The organism is Natrialba hulunbeirensis JCM 10989 (genome assembly GCF_000337575.1).
Taxonomy (GTDB): Archaea; Halobacteriota; Halobacteria; order Halobacteriales; family Natrialbaceae; genus Natrialba; species Natrialba hulunbeirensis.
This window is the reverse complement of the sequence record NZ_AOIM01000017.1, coordinates 17098-33941: the sequence shown is the minus strand read 5'-3', so window position 1 is coordinate 33941 and position 16844 is coordinate 17098. Positions and strand designations below refer to the sequence as shown.

General features: G+C 63.0%; 18 protein-coding genes. 6 read left to right on the top strand and 12 right to left on the bottom strand.

All coding sequences use genetic code 11. The features are described from left to right. The first annotated feature begins 22 nt into the window (after nt 1-22). Nucleotides 23-1378 carry a type I glutamate--ammonia ligase gene (gene glnA / locus C483_RS06990; protein ID WP_006652656.1) on the top strand — a complete coding sequence of 452 codons (1356 nt, stop codon included), beginning with the start codon at nt 23-25 and terminating at the stop codon, nt 1376-1378. 128 nt (nt 1379-1506) lie between these two features. Here glnA and C483_RS06985 read toward each other — a convergent pair whose 3' ends face one another. The 3 genes from C483_RS06985 to C483_RS06975 all read right to left on the bottom strand — a co-directional run bounded on the left by C483_RS06985 (nt 1507) and on the right by C483_RS06975 (nt 5274). Further along, nucleotides 1507-2418, bottom strand: a complete 912-nt coding sequence (locus tag C483_RS06985; protein WP_006652655.1) for a phosphatase PAP2 family protein — start codon at nt 2416-2418, stop codon at nt 1507-1509. 255 nt (nt 2419-2673) lie between these two features. Beyond that, the gene (locus tag C483_RS06980) at nt 2674-4107 is read right to left on the bottom strand and encodes a YihY/virulence factor BrkB family protein (protein WP_006652654.1); all 1434 of its coding nucleotides are present in this window, start codon (nt 4105-4107) and stop codon (nt 2674-2676) included. Nucleotides 4108-4152: 45 nt separating this feature from the next. Continuing rightward, nucleotides 4153-5274 (bottom strand): tRNA (guanine(26)-N(2))-dimethyltransferase, encoded by a 1122-nt coding sequence (locus C483_RS06975; RefSeq protein WP_006652653.1) that lies wholly within the window; start codon nt 5272-5274, stop codon nt 4153-4155. A gap of 109 nt (nt 5275-5383) precedes the next feature. On the opposite strand from C483_RS06975, the gene C483_RS06970 reads away from it, so the two are divergent. Next, nucleotides 5384-5740: a zinc finger SWIM domain-containing protein gene (locus C483_RS06970; RefSeq protein ID WP_006652652.1), complete on the top strand. Its 357-nt coding sequence runs from the start codon at nt 5384-5386 to the stop codon at nt 5738-5740. A 33-nt stretch (nt 5741-5773) separates the two neighbouring features. Here the strand turns inward: C483_RS06970 and C483_RS06965 are convergent, their stop codons facing one another. Together C483_RS06965 and hisH are read right to left on the bottom strand one after the other, a co-directional pair. Continuing rightward, a complete protein-coding gene (locus tag C483_RS06965; RefSeq protein ID WP_006652651.1) occupies nt 5774-6325 on the bottom strand; it encodes a hypothetical protein in 552 nt (183 codons plus the stop codon). A 118-nt stretch (nt 6326-6443) separates the two neighbouring features. After that, nucleotides 6444-7106, bottom strand: coding sequence for an imidazole glycerol phosphate synthase subunit HisH (gene hisH, locus C483_RS06960; RefSeq protein ID WP_006652650.1), 663 nt, complete (start codon nt 7104-7106; stop codon nt 6444-6446). Nucleotides 7107-7254: 148 nt separating this feature from the next. Between hisH and C483_RS06955 the strand changes: the two genes are divergently transcribed. Then, a complete protein-coding gene (locus tag C483_RS06955; RefSeq protein WP_006652649.1) occupies nt 7255-7623 on the top strand; it encodes a nuclear transport factor 2 family protein in 369 nt (122 codons plus the stop codon). Between the two features lie 6 nt (nt 7624-7629). Here the strand turns inward: C483_RS06955 and C483_RS06950 are convergent, their stop codons facing one another. Both C483_RS06950 and C483_RS06945 read right to left on the bottom strand, forming a co-directional pair. Beyond that, nucleotides 7630-8232, bottom strand: coding sequence for a uracil-DNA glycosylase (locus tag C483_RS06950; protein WP_006652648.1), 603 nt, complete (start codon nt 8230-8232; stop codon nt 7630-7632). 86 nt (nt 8233-8318) lie between these two features. After that, on the bottom strand, nt 8319-10151 hold the full coding sequence (locus C483_RS06945; RefSeq protein ID WP_006652647.1) for a M3 family oligoendopeptidase: 1833 nt from the start codon (nt 10149-10151) through the stop codon (nt 8319-8321). A gap of 257 nt (nt 10152-10408) precedes the next feature. Between C483_RS06945 and C483_RS06940 the strand changes: the two genes are divergently transcribed. Then, nucleotides 10409-11050 (top strand): DUF192 domain-containing protein, encoded by a 642-nt coding sequence (locus C483_RS06940; protein ID WP_006652646.1) that lies wholly within the window; start codon nt 10409-10411, stop codon nt 11048-11050. Nucleotides 11051-11053: 3 nt separating this feature from the next. Here C483_RS06940 and C483_RS06935 read toward each other — a convergent pair whose 3' ends face one another. Beyond that, nucleotides 11054-11779 (bottom strand): endonuclease dU, encoded by a 726-nt coding sequence (locus tag C483_RS06935; RefSeq protein ID WP_006652645.1) that lies wholly within the window; start codon nt 11777-11779, stop codon nt 11054-11056. Nucleotides 11780-11812: 33 nt separating this feature from the next. Next, nucleotides 11813-12001 (bottom strand): DUF5786 family protein, encoded by a 189-nt coding sequence (locus C483_RS06930; protein ID WP_006652644.1) that lies wholly within the window; start codon nt 11999-12001, stop codon nt 11813-11815. 199 nt (nt 12002-12200) lie between these two features. On the opposite strand from C483_RS06930, the gene C483_RS06925 reads away from it, so the two are divergent. Beyond that, on the top strand, nt 12201-12812 hold the full coding sequence (locus C483_RS06925; protein WP_006652643.1) for an MBL fold metallo-hydrolase: 612 nt from the start codon (nt 12201-12203) through the stop codon (nt 12810-12812). 186 nt (nt 12813-12998) lie between these two features. Here the strand turns inward: C483_RS06925 and C483_RS06920 are convergent, their stop codons facing one another. The 3 genes from C483_RS06920 to C483_RS06910 form a co-directional block, all read right to left on the bottom strand. Then, a complete protein-coding gene (locus C483_RS06920; RefSeq protein WP_006652642.1) occupies nt 12999-13715 on the bottom strand; it encodes a hypothetical protein in 717 nt (238 codons plus the stop codon). A gap of 462 nt (nt 13716-14177) precedes the next feature. Continuing rightward, nucleotides 14178-14327, bottom strand: coding sequence for a 50S ribosomal protein L40e (locus C483_RS06915; RefSeq protein ID WP_004217246.1), 150 nt, complete (start codon nt 14325-14327; stop codon nt 14178-14180). A gap of 55 nt (nt 14328-14382) precedes the next feature. Continuing rightward, a complete protein-coding gene (locus C483_RS06910) occupies nt 14383-14907 on the bottom strand; it encodes a DUF367 family protein (protein ID WP_006652641.1) in 525 nt (174 codons plus the stop codon). A 207-nt stretch (nt 14908-15114) separates the two neighbouring features. On the opposite strand from C483_RS06910, the gene C483_RS06905 reads away from it, so the two are divergent. Beyond that, complete coding sequence (locus C483_RS06905) at nt 15115-16779, top strand: ABC transporter substrate-binding protein (RefSeq protein WP_241431479.1); 1665 nt, start codon at nt 15115-15117, stop codon at nt 16777-16779. Nucleotides 16780-16844 lie beyond the last annotated feature (65 nt).

Genomic DNA, 16844 nt, shown 5'->3' with positions numbered 1-16844 from the left:
CTTGGCTACCACGACGAGAAAGATGACAAGCGGAAACATCACGGCTGCCGAACAAGATGTCCTCGACGAGATCGAGGAGCACGATATCGATTTCCTTCGTCTCCAGTTTACTGACATTCTCGGAACCGTCAAGAACGTCTCGATCCCGGCACGACAGGCCGAGAAGGCGTTCGCTGAGGGTATCTACTTCGACGGCTCTTCTATCGAGGGTTTCGTTCGAATTCAGGAGTCGGACATGCGTCTTACTCCCGATCCAGATACGTTCGCAATCCTCCCGTGGCGCGACCGCGAGGAGGGCGCGTCCGCCCGCCTCATCTGTGACGTCGTGAACACCTCGACGGGTGAACCGTTCGAGGGCGACCCACGCTACGTGCTGAAACGTGCACTCGAGCGCGCCGAGGAGATGGGCTACACGGTCAACGCCGCGCCGGAACCCGAGTTCTTCCTCTTCGAGGAGGACGAGAAGGGACGTGCGACGACGAAAACGAACGACGCCGGCGGCTACTTCGACCTCGCACCGAAGGACCTCGCGAGCGACGTTCGCCGCGACATCATCTACGGACTCGAGGACATGGGCTTCGAGATCGAGGCCAGCCACCACGAGGTCGCAGAGGGCCAGCACGAGATCAACTTCACCTACGACGACGCCCTCGCGACCGCGGACAACGTTGCAACGTTCCGTACCGTCGTCCGCGCGATTGCCGCCGAACACGGCTACCACGCGACATTTATGCCCAAGCCGATCGCGAAAATCGCCGGTTCGGGTATGCACACGCACCTCTCGCTGTTTACCGAGGACGGCGAGAACGCCTTCCACGACGAGAGCGACGAGTTCGACCTCTCGGACGAGGCTCGAGCCTTCACCGCTGGTATTCTCGAGCACGCACCCGCCATCACGGCGGTCGCAAACCCCACGGTCAACAGCTACAAGCGCCTCGTGCCGGGCTACGAAGCACCAGTGTACATCGCCTGGTCGGACCGCAACCGCTCGTCGCTGATCCGCAAGCCGGCCGCCCGCGTCCCGGCCGCCTCACGCGTCGAACTGCGCTCGCCCGACCCGTCCTGTAACCCGTACCTCGCCATCGCCGTCATGATCCACGCCGGACTGAACGGCATCGAGAACGATCTCGACTGTCCTGACCCAGTGCGTGACAACATCTACGAGTTCGACGAACAGAAGCGCGAGGAGCACGGTATCGAGACGCTGCCGTCGAACCTCGGCGACGCCATCGATGCACTCGAGGAGGACGACGTCGTCTACGATGCGCTCGGTGAGCACGTCGGCTCGAAGTTCGTCACGGCAAAGCGCCAGGAGTTCGAGGAGTACCTGATCGACGTCTCCCAGTGGGAACTCGACCGGTATCTCGAGACGTTCTGAGACCGCGAACGTACGTCTAGTGTTTTTCAGCCCTGCGTGTGGCCTGATTTGCCCGAGTGTGGGCTTGGATGTGACCCGATTTGCCTGAGTGTGAACCGAGTATGGACTGAGCGTGGACGAGCCGTGGGCTACTGCTCAATAGCACCGACCTGTGACCGCGGCGACGACTCGTCCGTTACGAGTCCCGGCAACCCGACAACCGTCACGCCACCCGCGACGCCGACCGCGAACCAGACCAGCAGGGACTCGAGTACCACCAGCACGAGCGCGGCGAGTGCCAGCGCCCCAACACCCGCCGCGGCACGCACGAGCACGCCTGCAGTGACTGGCCACGGCGTCCGCGGCGGCGGGGCGTACTGCCAGACGACAAGTGCACCCACAGAGCCACCGAGTAGCGCCGCGCCGTCGAGTCGGTTGCCGGTCACGAGCGCGAGCAACGCGATTGTGCCGGCGAGGACGAACAGCGCGCTCGCCGCGCCGTGTGGGTTGTGGGTACCGACCCGGGATCGAACGGCGAGTGCGACTGCGAGATACCCGAGCGCGACGGCAACACCCACAATGACATCGATCGGAAAATGGACGCCGAGCACGACCCGCGAGAGCGAGACGAGCGTGATCATCACCACCGCGACGAGGGCTCGCTGGCGGCGCGTCCCGACGGGGGACTCGAGTGCGAGCATGGTCCAGATGACGGTGCCGGCGATGGCGTGGCCGCTGGGGAAGCTGGTGGTGGCGACCTCGACGGCGGGGGCGTAGAATTGCTCGAGACCGATCGGAAGGGCCGCAGGGGAGAGTGGCGGGGCGACGTCCGGCCGTGGTGTCGCGAACAGTCCCTTGAGTCCGACCATGACGGCGTAACCCCCCATCACGATGGCGAGCCAGGGTGCGAATCGCTCACGGTCGCCGAACCAGTAGGCGAGCACGATGACTGGGGCGACGAACCAGACGCTCCCGAGGTGTGAGAGGAGCGCGAAGAGGAGGGCGGTCCACTCGGGGAACAGCTCACTGACGGCTTCGACGGTGGTGGGGTCGAACCACATCGGCTCTCGTTACACCCAACGCGTTGTTATAAGCACCGATTGGTTAGATTGAATACACCATGTTGGCCACGCGTGCTGTGATGTGTTGTCCGTGTGATGTCTGAATTGGTGTGAGGACAGGACTATCTGCTGGGAACTGGACTCCGAGCTGGGAGCTGGACTATCGACTGGGAACTGGACTGTCGGCTTGGAACTGCACAATAGACCGATACCAAAACAGGAACAAAACAGTGTGGAACGACACCGACTACAGGCTCAGGACCGCCAGTCGCCGATCCGATCACGGAGTCGCCCCGGAATGCCGAGCACTGACATGCCGGCTCCGAACAGCACCATCAGCAGGTAGACGCCGAGCGTCGACGTCCAGACGACGAACATCGCCAGAATTGCCCAGCCGCCGCTGAGGAAGTAAAACGCCGCGATCGCCATTGCCGTCCCGTAGAGCAACACGAGGTACGGTCCCCAGCCGTGAGCGTGGCTATGGCGGACGCGCCGGCGGACGTAACGTTTGAGTTCGCTCTCGAGTGACTCCTTCTCGACCGTCCGGCGCTCGACGTTCTTCTCGAAGGTCTCGACGCGGTCGCGCAGGCGCTCGATCTCCTCGCGGAGCACCTCGGGGTCGTCGGATCGATCTCGAGTGCGGGCGCTGGCTCGGCGCTGACCGGTACTCCTCGCGCGATCCGTCTCGGTCGACTCACCTGGCTCGTCCACCGTCCCTGACGCATCCGGTGTGTCCGAGGTAGTCGATTCGGACGGTTCGGATGGTTCGGATGGGTCTGATGATGCGGATGGATCGGACGGTCCAGACGACTCCGAGTGCTCCGTCGGCGTCCCCTCGTCGGCCCCCGTGGCGTCGTCGGTCATCGCTTCTGTCTGAACCTGTCGAGCGCCGGGACTTTGTAGCTGCCGATCCACTTCACGGTCGGCGAGAACGGCGTTACACACCGCGCCGAAGACGAGGATGATCGCGCCGGCGTAGAGCCAGATTAACACCAGAAAGACCGCACCAAGCGCGCCATACAGCGCGTAGCCGGTCGCGACGTTCGCATACAGCGAAAAGGCACGACTGAGTGCAAGCCAGCCCACAGCAGCGATAAGTACCCCCGGAATCGCCTCTCGAACACTCACGTCCTTCCCAGGAAAGATGACGTAGAGCGGCAGAAACGTCACGAACAGTGCGAGCAGGATGAACAGCGGCCCGATCGCTCTCACGATCGGGACGAACTGGATCACCAACTCGAGTCCCCCGACCAGCGCGAGGCCAGCCGAAATTGCGAGAAAGACGATCGTCGCGTCCCAGAAGGTGTCGAGCAGGGATTTCGAGCCAGCGGTGCCGTAGATCTCGGAGAACGCGCGGTCGAGCCCGCGCAGGACGCGGCTCGATCCCCAGAGGAGCCCCAGCGCGCCGACGACGGTCGCGCTCTGTCGACCGGTGTCGTCGACGATGGTCTCGGCGAGTACTTCCTGTGCCGCCGGTGTGAGGACGTCGCCGGCTCCGGCGGTGAGCCGGGCCGCGAGCGATTCGCCACCGATGGAGGCGGCGATCCCGAGCGCCAACAACATGAGAGGGACGAGCGAGATAAAGCCGTAGAAGGCGACGCCGGCCGACAGCAGCGTCAGCTGTTCGGTGCGCGCGAGGCGAACGATCCGCTTGCCGGTTTCGATGTGGTCGTCCCTACGTTCGAGCACGGGTGACTAGACGCGGGGCGGAACCAAATACGGGCGGCCCGTCTCTCAGACGAGATTTTCTTCCGTTGCCGCGCGGATCTCGCCGACACTCGCGTCCGTTTTGAACGTCGTGCCGCCGTAGTGTGCCCGCGAGGCCTCGTAGCCGGCCTCGCGCAGGTCGGCGAGAAAGTCGTCCATCGCGTTCGCCGGCAGCCCCCAGTTGCGACAGAGTTTGTGCTGATCGTAGTGGGTCGGCTCGTCGAGTTCGGACTCGAGTTCGTCGCATAGCTCGCGGGCCTTCTCGGCTGTTCCGAACTCATCGGGTGCGGAGACTTCCTCGCGAACCGCGGCGACGAACTCGGTGTCGCGAATCGTGCCGAGCCAGACCGGTCCCGCTGTGAGCATTCGGTTTCCGTCGCAGTGGGGGCACGTCTCGACCGGGTCCGCAAGGAGGCCGCCCTCGTGCTCGCGGTAGAGACAGTCCTCGCAGTGGTGGATGTGGCCCAGTTCGTCGATGGCCGCGTCGGCTGTGGTGGCCTTATGCTCGAGTTCGAGGTAGGTTCGGACGTAGTGGCTGGTCGCGTGGGTGAGGATCGGTTCGACGCCGACATCGAAGCGGGCGGCGCTGCGGGCGAGCGCGGAGAGGAGGATGCGAACGCCCATCTCGGCGTGGTAGTCGGTGTTTCGCGGCACCGCGGAGTAGGAGCGGACGCCGCTGTTGAAGTGGGCGCCACAGAGCGGGGCCGTGTCGGTCGCGGTGACACAGACCAGGTCGCGGCAGTTCGCGAACGCCGCGTCGGCGAAGGGCATCGGCGTTCCGTAGGGGTCGAGATCGATTACGTCGAACACCTGCTCGTGCATGAGCGCGTTAACGTTGCGGTGTTCGACAGTTCCCGCACAGTCGTTGCGTGCGAGGTTCGACCGGGCGAGGTCGATCGCGTCCTCGTTGACGTCGCTGCAGGTGACATCCCAGCCGTCGGCGGCGGCCCGAACGCCGCGGATACCGCTCGCGGTCATCGCATCCAGGTAGGACTCGGCGCGCTCCTCGCGCTCGCGGTAGGCTCGCAGCGTCGCGATCGTCAGATCCCGGTTCAGTTCCTGGCGCGGGTTGTAGAAGACAGATTCCTCGACCCCATCCGTCTGCTCACCCGGGACCTCGAGTTCGACCCCGCCCTCGGTGATGCGCATGTCTATCTCATCTCTCGTCGGTAGCGGACGAAAAGCGCCGTGGTATAGAGCGCCCGCCTGCGCCGACCACAACCAAACCGATTTTACAGTCGGGGACACAGTCACGACTGTGCCGGACGTGACTCCCGTCGAGCGCTGGCAGGCCCAACTCGAGGAGGCGGGTGAGTTGACCCCCGATGTGGTTCAACAGATCTCGCGCCTCCACGGTGACCGCGGCGTCCAGGCCATCGAGGCCGTTGGGGAGAATCGCGTCAAATCCTATCGAGACTTTACGATCGTCGTCGGCTACGACGACGAGTACATCATCGAGAACGAGGGCTGTACCTGCAAGGACAGCGAGTACAACCTCGACGCGGACGATCCGACGGAACTCTGCTGGCACGTCCTCGCGGTTGCCATCGCACGACGCGTGGGACACGTCGATTACCACGATATGTGGTATTCCGAGGTTCGCGAGTTTCTGTAGTGGGTTGTGACACGGAGAGTGGTCGCTCGATCGTTAGTACAAACTGAAAAACAACTGCACGTACATAATCGAGAAAATCACCAGAATGCCGCCGACGAGCACCGTCATCGCGACTTCGAGCGGGAACGGATCGCTGTCGTCGATCGCAGACGGCTGTTCGCGCCCGAGTCGGACGAGTCCGAATCCGAGTGTGGCGACGGCGACAGCGAGCGGAATCAGCGCCGGCATGAGCGCTGTCTGAATCGTCGACACCAGCGGTCCAATCCAGCCAACGGCCATCACACAGAACCCGAGATTCATCAGCTGCCACCAGCTCACTTCGCGTCCTCCTACCGTGACGGACTCGCGAACGCCTGCGAGCACGAACGCTGCCGAGCCAAGCAACACGAGCACGGTCCCACCGACCGAAACCGGCGAAAGTTCCGTCGTCTCGGGTGGCGTCCCGTCCTCGGTCTCCATCTCCGTCCCGGTACCCGTCCAGACGCCGGACTCGAGTGCCAGCAGTTCGCCGACGACGGTGAGCCCGAAGACTGTACAGAAGACGGCGCCGAGAACGAGACTGATCTGGCGCTGGAGATGGCTCATGGTGTGTTCGTAGGACGGTACGGCGTGGAGCGTCTAAATGGTGGTCGTAGTCGTGGCCTCGGAAGTAGCGAGAACGGAGCAAGGACTGCTCAGATGACTGTCGGTCGACGACTACGGCTCAGCGGTCTGCACAGAGTTCGACGAAATTCCGCAGAATCTGCAGTCCCGTCTCACCGCTCTTTTCGGGGTGGAACTGGGTGCCGAAGACGTTTCCTGCCTCGTTGGCGACGATCGAGGGGAACTCGCGCTCGTAGTCGGTGTTCGCGACTGTACTCGCTTCGTCGTCGGGCACGGCGTAGTAGGAGTGGACGAAGTAGGCGTACTCTCCGTCGACTCCCTCGACTAACGGGTGATCGCGCTCGACGGAGAGTTCGTTCCAGCCCATGTGCGGGACCTTTTGCCCGTCGTCGAACCGAACGTTCGTGCCGGGGATGAGGTCGAGTCCTTCGACGGCCGATTCGCCGTCGGTCGTCCCTTCCTCACTCGCGGTCAGCAGCATCTGCATCCCGAGACAGATGCCGAACAGCGGCTGGCCGCGCTCGGCGACGGCGAGGAGGTCCTCGCGGATCGGATCGGCGTTCTCGACGCCCTCGCGGAACGCGCCGACGCCGGGGAGAACGACACCGTCGGCGTCGGCGAACGCGTCCGGATCGTCGGTGATCTCGACGTCGGCACCCGCTCGTTCCAGTCCGCGCGTCACGCTTCGGAGGTTCCCCAGCCCGTAGTCGACGACGACGACGGAGGCGAGAGATTGCTCCGCGTCAGCAGCAAGGGTGCTCATACCGGTTCTGGGGGTGGCGCGTTGAAGTGTATTGCCATTCGCGCAATTGCGCGCGGTGTTCGGTCTGGCGTACACGCAAGTTCCAACGCCGACTGCAGATCTCGCCTGCGAACGGAGGCATATACGCCTCGCACGTGTACGTCCACCTATGACAGCACCCGATCACGACCCCGAGTCCATCGTTCGCGAGTACTACGACACCGTCGACGACGAACGCTACGACGACCTCGTCGAACTGTTTACCGAGGACGTCCGCTACGAGCGCCCCGGACAGGGCGCGATTACCGGTCGCGAGGCCCTCCGCGAGTTCTACCTCGAGGGCCGCCCTCTCGAGGACGGCAGCCACGAGGTCCACGACGTCGTCGTCAACGAACAGACGAACACGGCAGCAGTCCGCGGCAGTTTCTCGGGCGTCCAGCACGGCGAGTCCGTCGAATTCGGCTTCGCAGATTTCCACGAACTCGAGGACGGCCGGATTGCGCGGCGGTATACGTTCACGGACCGAGACGAAGTCTGAAGGGGTTCAGAAGCCGTCGAGTCGCGTCTGCCCGCTCGCGTTCTCGCTGCCGTCGACCCCCGCCAGTTCGGCGGCGCGCTCGAGTGCCGACGCGAACGTCTCTTCCTGGCTTCGATCGTACAGCGTCGCCGCGGGGTGGACACAGATCAGAAGCCGTCGGGGCGTGCCGTTGATACGGACGTCCTCGACGGAGCCGGCTTCCTTGGTCACCGCGACGTCACGGTCGAGCAGGTGTTCGGTGGGAACCTTCCCGAGCGTGACGATCACGTCGGGGTCGAGCAGTTCGATCTCCTGTTCGAGGTAGCCACGGCAGTTCTCGAGTTCGTCCGCCGTCGGGTCGCGGTTCTCCGGCGGGCGACAGCGCACGCAGTTGGTGATACGGACGGTGTCGCGATCCAGCCCGACGATTCGCAGTTGGTCGTCGAGCACGGAGCCGCTACGGCCGACGAACGGCTCGCCCTGGCTGTCTTCCTGTGCGCCGGGGCCTTCACCGACGAACAGGATGTCGGCGTCTTCGGGGCCGGTGCCGTTGACGATCTGGCTACGAGAGTCGACGAGTGCGGGACAGCGCGTACACTCGCTGACACAGAGGTCCTCCATCTCTCCCATAGGTGTGGCTCAGACGGCCGCCTACTACGTCTTTCGGGTCGCAGGTGCACGCCGTTGGCGCTCCCTGCGATAGGGCTGGAGCCGGGTTAGCCCAGCCGAGCAGCTTGGACCGACTCGAGTGCGTTCGCCACGCGCTCGTACGGCGCGGCCGCCGTCACGTCGACGCCGAGCGCGTCGAACGACGTACTCGACTCACGCCGGCCCGTGTGCCGGAGGAACTCGAGATACGCCTCGGCCGAGAGCGCACCCGACTGAAGCCGCCTGACGACTGAGACGGCCGCGACGGTGCCGGTGACGTACTGGTAGTTGTGGTACGGATCGCGGGTGAAGGCCTGCTGTCGCCAGGACGCGCCGCGCGTCGCTGCAGCTGTGTCACCCTCCGGTGGCGTAACCGGCGAGCGAAACTCGGCGGCGACGTCCGCGTACAGTTCCGAGAGCCGATCCGGCGTCAGGTCGGTCTCCGACTCGGCTGTTTGGTACACCTCGTGGAGGAACGTCGCGCTCTCGCCAGCGCCGTAGACGTTGCCGGCGAGGAACTGCGCTCGGCGCTCGCGGACGAACGGGACGAGTTCCGGTCGTCCCTCCTCACGGAGATGGTCGGCCAACAGCAGTTCGTGAACCAGACTCGGTACCTCGCTGATCGGCCGTGGGCTGTTCACGTACCGCGGCGGCTGGGTTGCGCGCATACACTCGATATGCATCGCGTGGCCGAGTTCGTGCGCGAGATAGAACGCCGTCCGCACGTCCTCGCGGAAGTTCGCGAGCACGAACGGGCCGGCGTCCGGACTCGAGGGACAGTAGGCCGGAATGTCCGTCCGCTTGCGGGCCGTTGGATAGACATCGATCCGACGCTCGTCGAGCACCGACTCGAGTCGGTTCCGATACTCGTCACCGAGTGGCTCGACCGCGGCCAGGAGGTGGTCGCACAGCTCCTCGAACGTGATTTCGGGAGCGTCCGCGTCGTCGGGACCCACCGGCAGCCGTTCGTCCCACCGACGCAACGTCTCGACGCCGAGCAGGTCGCGGCGGCTCTCGAGTAGCCCGTGATACGCCTCGAGGTGATCGCGGACGTTCTCGAGGACCGCGTCGTGAGCGGCGTCGGTGAACGAGGTGTGCATCCCGGTGTCGGGATAGCTGGGCTCCGAGAGCGCGAGCTCGCGGACTGAGTCGTAGTTTCGAACCGCTGCAAGGGCCGCGTGAGCGCGCACCTTCTCGGTGAGCGCCGCCGCGAGCGCGTGATCGTGGTCGGCCAGCGCGTCGATGTACGCCGTGTGTGCTCGTCGGCGGACCGACCGATCGGGGTTCTCGAGTACTTCTCGATACGTGCCGTGGTCGATGGCGACCGGATCGCCGTTCGGTCCCTCGACGGTCGGCGGGTCGAAATCGCCAGTCTTGATCGCGGCGATCGTGTCCGTCTGGGCCTCGACGACTGGCGCAAACGCGCCGACGACCGATTCGGTGTCGGCGTCGCGGGTGTGGGGCGCTTGCGCGAGGAGGTCGTCGAGATAGGCGTGCCAGCCGTCCAGTGCGTCATCCCCCTCCTCGCGGACGGTGCGCACGCTCGCCGCATCGCGCTGAATCCGTCGCTGTAGCCCGCGAACGGCCTCGTCGACGCTGGCGGCGAGCCGCTGTCCGCGACTGTGGCGGTCGCGCCGCGCTTCATCTGCTGGCTGCTCGTTTCGATGTAACTGCGCGTAGAGGGTCAGCCGGCTCTTGGCAACCAGCACAGACTCGATGGACTCGAGTGCGGCTGCCAGCGCGGCGGGTGAGTCGGTCGGCTGCTGGTGGTCGTGTAGCGTTTCGAGCTGGGACTCGAGTTCGTCTGCGGCGCGTGCCCAGTCGGCCGGCGTCTCGTAGAGACGAGTCAGGTCCCAGGTGTACTGGTCGTCCAGTTCGTCGCGTGTCGGATAATCTGTCATGTATGTTGTGACGGAGCGGTGTGCAAGCGGTGCAGGGCCGGAAAACGAGGCGAATTACTGGGTCATCCGTCACTCACTGGCTACCGTGTGATTCGACGGCGAACACGTAACTCTTCGCCCGGTATGATTGATGTTGGCAATGGGCATGACACGAGGTCGTTGCCACTTGATTTCGGATCGGACCATCACACGTTCATTCAAAAACTCTCAGGAGAACGAACAGAACTCACTTACTCCGGTCCGATGACTCCCACCGTATGTCTCGCGAGTGGTCCCGACGACACCTGCTCGGCGTCGCCGGCGTGTGTGCAGTCGCTGGCTGTCTCGACGCGGACGTCGAAGAGCAACCCGAGTCGACTGACGATTCTGAGACGGAGCAGTCCGAGGGTGACGGTGGCAATGGTGATTCCGATGGCGACGACACTGCCGACTCGAGTGGCGACGACAACACGACGACCACCGATGACGGGGTGACGGTCCACGGCGACTACGAGCTGACCGAGGTCCGCGCGGAGGACCCGGATGGCACGGAACTCGCGGCCGTCACCGCACTCATCGCCGATACACCGGAGAAGGCCTCGCAGGGACTCAGCGGCACCGAAACACTGCCGCCGACGTACGGTATGCTGTTCGTCTTCGACGAGGTGGACGACCACGTCTTCTACATGCCGGAGATGAACTACGGCATCGACATCATCTACGCCGACGACGAGGGCACGATCACCGAGATTCACCACGCGCCAGAACCCGGCCCGGACGAGGACGGTGCCGACCACGAGTATCCCGGACGCGGACAGTACGTCCTCGAGGTAGTCTACGAGTGGACGGAAGAACACGACGTGAGCGAGGGCGACGTGTTGGCGTTCGATCTCGAGGAGACGGTGCCAGCGTCTTCGTAAGTCTTAGTCGTCGTGATCGTTTCCCGAAGCCCGCTCGTAGGCATCACCAGCCCGAGCCGCGAGCCGTGCGACGCGAATCGGCTCCGGTCGCCCGCCAACCGGCGTGAACGCCCGAATCACTGAGACGGCCTCTTCGCGGGCACAGCCGAGCCACCGGGCGTAGACCGCTTCGTCGTTGACCGTCACCTCCGTTCGCGGCGCCAGACTCCGATAGACCGCGAGTCGGCGCTGCAGCGCCTCACCCGAAAAGGCCTCTCGAAGGTCGTCTTCGAGTCCAGGACTCGCTTCGAAGGTAACTGCGAGAACCGGCCGCTCGGCGGCCTCGTGTATCCGCGCGAGGTCGAGCATATTGTACCAGGCTGGGGCGATGGCACCGAGCAGAACGTACCGCACGTCCGGCCGCTCTAGGTCTGTCAGGAGCGAGATGACGGCGTCGGTCGCGTCGGTTCCGCCGACCGTACACTGGCCGTAGGTGAGGTCATCGACGACTCGATCGGCGCGGACGACGGCACCAGCCAGGGTGCTCCTGTTCCGGTGGACAGCATCCTCGCTGTCGTCGGCACTGCTCCTGTCATCGCTTTCACTGCTGTCGGTGCTTCGGGCAGCGTCGTCACTGGCTGCGTCTCGAGTACACGCACACCGACCATGTCGGCACTGTCCTCGTCGCTCGTGCTCACGCCGGCCGCGGTACGATTCGGCGATGCCCAGCGCCCGTACCCCGGATTTCATCGACGCTGCCCGCGATCGAAATCGAGTTCGGTGTTAGCCGTTGTCGGCTTCGTCTTCGTCCTTGATATCCTTGAGACGGTCGAGGAGTTCGTCGCTCGACGCCCCGTTTTCGAACTCGATCGTTCCATTGTGGCTGTTCTCCCCTGATTTTACGGCGTCATCCTCATCAAAATCAGCGTCCACTTCCTGCTGCTCGGATTCGTCGTAGCTTCCGAATCCCATACAGTATCTCCTTGGACCCCGGCGTTCAAAAATTCCGTGGTCACTCGTTTATATTCGTTTATGAATTGTGTGAGAGTGGACTTACAGTGTCTCTGCGGCACGATATTCTGATTTTGGCCAGCCACGTGATCAGTTTCCCGGCTGGTGGTCTACGAAATCAGACGGGACGATTTTGATCCCGGCACTCGAGTACACTCCTATGGAGGTACACCACGTCACCGAAGACGCGGAGACGTTCACCTGTAACGCATTTCTCGTGGTCGGCGAGGAGACGACCCTGGTCGACGCGGGCGCGTGGGACGGCGTCGTCGATGCGATCCGCGAGCAGACGGACGACCTCGACGCTGTCGTTCTGACACATCAGCACGGCGACCACGTGAGTCAACTCGACGCAGTCTGTGAGGCGTTCGATCCGACGGTGTACGCCTACGACCACCACCCACAGCGGGATCATTCGATCGACGGCGGCGACACGGTCCAGATTGGCGACGAGACGTTCGACATCGTCTACACGCCGGGACACGCGGACGATCACGTTTCGTTCGTCTCGGAGACGACGCTGTTCTCGGGTGACGTGGTCGTCCACGACGACGGCGCGTTCGACTACGGCAGTTTCGGACGCACCGACATGGCTGGCCAGTCCCGCGAACAGCTTATCGAGAGTATCGAGCGCCTGCTCGAGCAGTTCCCGGATACCGTCGAGCACATGTATGCGGGCCACGGCGATGTCTTCCACGGTGACGTTCGCGACGTCGTCGAGACGGCACTCGGGCGCGCCGAGAAGCGCGAGCCGAAGTATTCAGACAACTGACCGCACGATTTCTTCGCGTCGGCCGCTTTCGTTTCTGTTTCCGTCTCAGCGCCGAGTCTGTTCTCAACACGCGCATACGAACCTTCTGTCCATCGTTTCCGGTACAATCGCAGTGCCCTTCCTCGCATTTTGATCCGGTCACGATCTGGTGGTAAGAATGGGTGAGTTGTGGTTCTTAGAACCGGTTCAGTCGTCGGCTGCAGGCGTCGGATCGGCAGTGGATTTCTCGGCCCCGTCGAACCAGTCGTCGGCGTTCGCTTCGACGTACTCCTTTCCACCCAGCCCGAACGCGATACCGATGGCGAGGGCGACGGCGAGGCCGGCACCGAAGGCGAACGCCTGCCCGAACGTGTAGAGAATAGCGACGTTGAGTCCCATCATGTCGAGGCCGATGACTGCAGCGACAAAGTAGACGAGCGCCGTCGTCGCCCCAGCGATGAGAGAGGCGTATCCGGACGACTGGACCGGCCCTGACTGGTGGACGATATCGCCGACGGCGTCGGCAACGAAGACACCCACGACGAGGATGGTGATTCCGATGAGGACTGATGGAACGGTGATGAGGAGATACTCGCTCCAGGTTGTGACAAACTGCAACTCGAGTTGCGACCCGGCGCCGAACACGGCGAGTAGGACGACGTAGTACTTTCCGAGGACGGCAACTACCCGCGAGACTGCCGCTGTGTCGTCTGGAACCAGTGTTCCAAACGGTGTTTCCCGGACGTGGTCGTCGAGACCGGCCTGCTGTGAAGCGTCGTTCACGACCGGCTGAATCTTCCGACCCGCGTAGATACCAACTGCGACGAACAGGACTGCCGCAAGCAACGAGGGGAGCAGTTCGATCACACTGTAGGCACTCGATTCGAACTCGAGTCGAAGCGCGTCGACGAGCAGCGGGTGCATCAGTTTGCCCTCCGTCGTCTGGACCAGTTATCGAGCTGTACACTCATGGAAATTGACCTATCCATAGTTGTGAATGATAATCGATCTAATTAGTCCCTTTGATTCGTAGCAGGTCTCGGTGAATCGCCGTAGGGCCCGCTGATGCGTAGGAAAGGTAGCCAACAAGTCCCAGAGTGAACTACCCTACCCTACTCGCTCACCGCGTTCGCGGTTCGCTCCTTGAGGGTGGGGCTTCCTGTGTCAACGACGGCACTTGCAGGAACCACGTCTCTAGACGAGCTAGAGCGAGGCCCCGCAGCGTCTACGAGAACGAAGTTCTCGTGTGCCCCATCAGAACCTTCGGTTCTGAGGACGGTGCCAGTGCCGGTCCAGAAAAATGCAACTAAGCGACATCGAAAGCGAAGTAGAAACGGGTCGTCCACCGGCCACGAGCTGGCGTGGCCAAATCGGACGAATGTCGTCTTATGCGGCGCGGGGCTCTTTCGCCTTCGGACGGAGGTTCTTGTAGCCGCACTTGCGGCAGCGCTTGGCCTCGGCGGAGTTGCGTGCGTTACAGCGCATGCAGATCATCTTGTTGAGCATCCGGTCTTCGGCGGCGTCGAAACTTGGCATGTCGCTCCGTTGGCCCGTGGTGCATATAACCGCTGTGGTCCTGTGCGCTGGCGGGCTACTCGGTTGTTGTGCCGTCGTCGTCCTCGTCGGCCAGATACTCCTCCTGTACGGCGACGACCTCGGTCGAGTCGGCACAGTTGCTGTACCGGCGCAGTGGCTCCTCGTTGAGCGTCAGGAACGTCTCGCCCCAGCGAAAGTGAGCGAGCAGTTCCTCGGCGCGGTCCCAGTCGTCGAAGATGCAGCAGGCGGCGGCGAGCGCTTCGACAGTCGTGAGTTGGAACGGCCGGCCGTAGTTGACCGGGTTCGCGGCAACGAGAAAGGGGAGTGCCCGGTGAACACCGTTCATCTTGAACGCCGCTTCCTCTGCTGACTCCCATGAACAGTCGAGGGCCACAAGTGTGCCCAATCCGTCGTCGACGTCGGCCGGTGAGAGCGCCTGCTCGGCGTGGGGGTTGAGCACGACGCCGTAGGGCACCTGTCGCATTGTCCGGTAGAGCGTCGCCTCGTCGAACTTCTCGAGTCGGCGCGCGGTGCACTTTTTGGGGTCGTCATCACCCTCGTAGTAGACGTGACACTCCACAGGTCACACCTGCCGCCCACTATATAAGAAGCTTCCTCGTATGGCGGGTGCCAGAATCTGTAAGAGTTGCTAATTACCACGTTCTCCTATTTGTGAATATGTGACTATCCAACAAAGAGTGAAACGTTTGCAAATGGTATGCTACTTGTTCTGTTGTTTTTGAATCACACATATTTATATATCTCTGATCAGAGGTACTGCTGTAGAATGGGAGACGATAGCAAATCGCGGCGTACTGTGCTGAAGGGTGTTGGGGCTGCAAGTGCAGCGGGACTGACGACCAGTCTCGCAGGTTGTGTGAGTCAGAATGGAGAATCGGATGTCGACGGTGCGGAAAATCTCGGTGACGAAGTGCCCGAGATTCACCTCGTCGCACCGACGGCCGGTGCGAACCCGTTCCGCAACGAACTCGCGGACATCGTTGCTGACAACTGGGAAGAGATCGGCTTCGACGTGGATCTCGAGGAACTCGAGTTCAACGCGCACGTCGATCAGGTGGTCGTCCAGCAGGACTACGACGCGTCGCTGCTCGGTTGGGGCGGCACGCCGGAGCGGATCGACCCGCACACGTTCATCTTCGACATGCACCACTCCTCGACGACGGGAGAGGGCGGTCGAAACACGCCTGGTTGGGAGAGCGACGAGTACGACGAACTGGCGGAGTTGCAGGTGACGCAGGTCGACGAAGACGAGCGCCAGCAGACTGTCTACGAGGCCCAAGAGATGATCGCGGAAGCGCAGCCGCGAACGTACATCGCGAACGAAGGTGGCTACGAGCCGTACGCGAGTTCCCGTGTTACGGACATCAACCCGACGCTCGGTGAAGGACTGAACTCGTTCTGGAACCTGACGTCGGTGACGCCGACGGACGACGACACGGTCCGCTTTGGCTACCCATCCGAGATTATCTCGCTGAACCCGATGCAGGACCTGGCGACGCCTGACCGGCAGTTCGTCCGCCTCCTCTACGATCAGCTCTACCGGATCGGCGAGGACGGGATGCCGACGCCATGGCTGGCGACGGACGATCCGGTGATCGAAGACGACGGGATGACCTACACCGTCGAGATTCGGGACGGCCACACCTTCCACGACGGTGAGCCAGTGACGGTCGACGACGTGGAGTTTACGTACAATCTGTACGCCGACTCGCCGACCTACAGTTCGCTCGTCGAGGACATCGAGGAGATCGAAACTTCTGGAAACGAGATCACGTTCCACCTCGCAGAGGAGTACGCACCGTTCGTCGCGAACGTCCTCGGTCAGGTGTACATCTTCCCCGAACACATCTGGGGCGACGTCGCTCCGGAAGAACTCGTCGACTTCGAAGACGAGGACTGGATCGGCAGCGGTCCGTTCGAGTTCGTCGACTGGGAGCGCCAGGCCGAACTGCAGCTGTCGGCGTTCGACGACCATTTCGAGGCACCGAACGCGGACAACCTCATCCGCGTCCCCGGTGCAGACACCGCACAGCTCGTCAACGACCTCGAGGCCGGCCAGCTCGATATGGTCGGTGCGGTGCCACAGCCGACGGCTGTCAACCGCGTCAGAGACGACGACGACCTCGATCTCTCCGAGTTCGAGGCCATCGGGTACGCGATGATCGAGTACAACACGCGTCGCGAACCGTTCGGTGACCGCCACGTCCGCCGGGCACTGTCTTACGGTGTCCCGAAGGAGGAGTACGTCGAGTTCATCCGTGACGGTATGGGCACGGTGACTCACTCGACCATCTCCGAGCACAACGAGTTCTGGCACAACCCCGACGTCGAGGAGTTCTACGAGGATCTCGACGCCGCACGTCAGGAGCTCGCAGACGGTGGCTATGGCTGGGACGACGACGGCCAACTCCACTACGGCGAAGACCAGTAACCGACCGGCGCGACCCTCCACTACGGTATTTAACGACTATACGATACGATACATGATATTCATTA